The organism is Streptomyces sp. NPDC001407 (genome assembly GCF_042895325.1).
In the GTDB taxonomy this organism is placed as follows: Bacteria; Actinomycetota; Actinomycetes; order Streptomycetales; family Streptomycetaceae; genus Streptomyces.
This window is the reverse complement of the sequence record NZ_JBIAWF010000063.1, coordinates 1-2,687: the sequence shown is the minus strand read 5'-3', so window position 1 is coordinate 2,687 and position 2,687 is coordinate 1. Positions and strand designations below refer to the sequence as shown.

Here is a 2,687-nt window from a genome sequence, read left to right as displayed (position 1 = left end):
CACCGCGTTCCAGGTCCCCAGCCCGGAGGCCCCACCCCCGGCACCCACCACCACCCAAGCCCGGCCGGCGATTGAGGCCGCCCGCCGCAGGCGCAACGCACCCGCACCCGGAAACGAACCCGCACCCAGACCACCGCCACGCGCCAGCGCAACCGCACCCACAAACCGAGCCACCCCCACCAAAACCCCGTACCGTCGGACTCATGAGCGATCCGGCCCACCCCCCGGCACCGCACCCCGGCCTCACCCCAGCCGAAGTCGCCGAGCGCGTGGCGAGAGGGGAGGTCAACGACGTCCCCGTACGCTCCTCCCGCTCGACCGCGGAGATCGCACGCGCGAATATCTTCACCCGCTTCAACGCGATCATCGGCGTGCTCTTCCTGATCATTCTGATCGTCGGGCCGATCCAGGACGGCCTCTTCGGGTTCGTGATCGTCGCCAACACCGCGATCGGCATCGTCCAGGAGCTCCGGGCGAAGAAGACCCTCGACTCGCTCGCCGTGATCGGCGAGGCCAAGCCGACGGTCCGCCGCGACGGGGAGCCCTCCACGATCCCCACCGGGGAGATCGTCCTGGGCGACCTCATCGAACTGGGGCCGGGCGACAAGTGCGTGGTCGACGGCGAGGTCAGGGAAGCCGACGGGCTGGAGATCGACGAGTCGCTGCTCACCGGCGAGGCCGATCCCGTGCTGAAGAAGCCGGGCGACAAGGTCATGTCCGGGTCCTTCGTCGTCGCGGGAGGCGGCGCGTACACCGCCACCAAGGTGGGCCGCGAGGCGTACGCGGCCCAGCTCGCCGAGGAGGCGTCCCGCTTCACGCTCGTCCACTCCGAACTGCGCACCGGCATCAGCCGGATCCTCAAGTACGTGACGTGGATGATGCTCCCGACCGCCGTCGGCCTCGTCATCAGCCAGCTCGTCGTGCAGGGCCACGACTGGCGGGAGGCGGTCCGCCGGATGGTGGCCGGCATCGTGCCGATGGTGCCCGAGGGCCTGGTGCTGCTGACCTCCGTCGCCTTCGCGATCGGCGTGATCCGGCTCGGCCGCAAGCAGTGCCTGGTCCAGGAGCTGCCCGCCATCGAGGGCCTCGCCCGCGTCGACACGGTGTGCCTCGACAAGACCGGCACCCTCACCGAGGGCGGCATGGACGTGAGCGAGCTCCGGGTGCTGCTGAAGAACGCGGACGAGGCGTACGTCCGCCAGGTGCTCGGGGCCCTCGGCGAGAGCGACCCCCGGCCCAACGCCAGCCTCAAGGCCATCATCGACGCCTACCCCGACGGCTCGGGCTGGCGCTGCACCGAGTCGCTGCCCTTCTCCTCCGCCCGCAAGTACAGCGGCGCCGCCCTCAACGGCCCCGACACCGAGAGCAGCAACTGGCTGCTCGGCGCCCCCGACGTGCTGCTGCCGGACGGCCACCCCTCCCTCTCCGAGATCGAGCAGCTCAACGCCCAGGGGATGCGGGTGCTACTGCTGGCACGCGCCCAGCGCGAGCTCGACGACCCGCGCGTCGTCGAGGACGTGAGCCCCACCGCCCTCGTCGTGCTCGAACAGCGGCTGCGGCCCGACGCCGGTGACACCCTGCGCTACTTCGCCCAGCAGGACGTCTCCGCCAAGGTGATCTCCGGCGACAACGCCGTCTCCGTCGGGGCCGTGGCCGCCAAGCTCGGCCTGCCCGGTGCCGAGGCGCCGGTGGACGCGCGCCGTCTGCCCGCCGAGAAGGAACCCATGGCCAAGGTTCTGGAGGACGGCAGCGTCTTCGGCCGCGTCACCCCGCAGCAGAAGCGCGACATGGTCGCCGCCCTCCAGTCCCGCGGCCACACCGTCGCCATGACCGGCGACGGCGTCAACGACGTCCTGGCGCTCAAGGACGCCGACATCGGGGTCTCCATGGGCTCCGGCTCCGAGGCGACCCGGGCCGTCGCGCAGATCGTCCTGCTCGACAACAGCTTCGCCACCCTGCCGTCGGTGGTGGCCGAGGGGCGCCGCGTCATCGGCAACATCACCCGGGTCGCCACCCTCTTCCTGACCAAGACCGTCTACTCCGTGCTGCTGGCGATCCTCGTCGTCTGTTCCCGGGTGCCGTATCCCTTCCTGCCGCGCCACCTGACCCTGCTGTCGACGCTGACCATCGGCGTCCCGGCCTTCTTCCTGGCGCTGGCCCCGAACACGGAGCGCGCCAGGCCGCACTTCGTACGCCGCGTGATGCGGTACGCCGTCCCGGCGGGCCTGCTCGCGGGCGCGGCCACCTTCGCCGCGTATCTGGTCGCCCGCGCCTACTACACCGGGCCGGACAGCCTCGCCGCCCAGACCAGCGTGGCCACGCTGACCCTCTTCCTGATCTCCATGTGGGTCCTCGCGATCATCGCCCGCCCCTACACGTGGTGGCGCATCGCCCTCGTCCTCGCCATGGGCCTGGGCTTCCTCGTCGTCCTGGCCGTGCCGTGGCTTCAGCGGTTCTTCGCTCTGAAGCTGGTGGGTACGACGATGCCGTGGGCTGCGGTCGGGATCGCGGCGGTGGGGGCTGTCGTACTGGAGCTTGCGTGGCGGTGGGTGGGGCGCCGGTTCCCGGCTTGACCGCTGGGTGCGGGTCCGTTGTCTTGTGCGGGTTGTGTGCGCCTGCGGCGGGCGGCCTCAAACGCCGGCCGGGCTGGGTGTGTGGTGGGTGCGCTTTCCGCTGGGTGCGGGGGC

General features: G+C 71.3%; 1 protein-coding gene. It reads left to right on the top strand.

Annotated features, from left to right (window positions below; all coding sequences use genetic code 11):
• Positions 1-203: 203 nt before the first annotated feature.
• Positions 204-2,573 carry an HAD-IC family P-type ATPase gene (locus ACFY1P_RS35355; protein ID WP_361535583.1) on the top strand — a complete coding sequence of 790 codons (2,370 nt, stop codon included), beginning with the start codon at positions 204-206 and terminating at the stop codon, positions 2,571-2,573.
• The last annotated feature ends 114 nt before the right edge of the window (positions 2,574-2,687 follow it).

Coding starts and splice junctions, on each gene's coding strand:
- ACFY1P_RS35355 (WP_361535583.1), top strand. CDS start 204: ATGAGCGATCCGGCCCACCCCCCGGCACCGCACCCCGGCCTCACCCCA.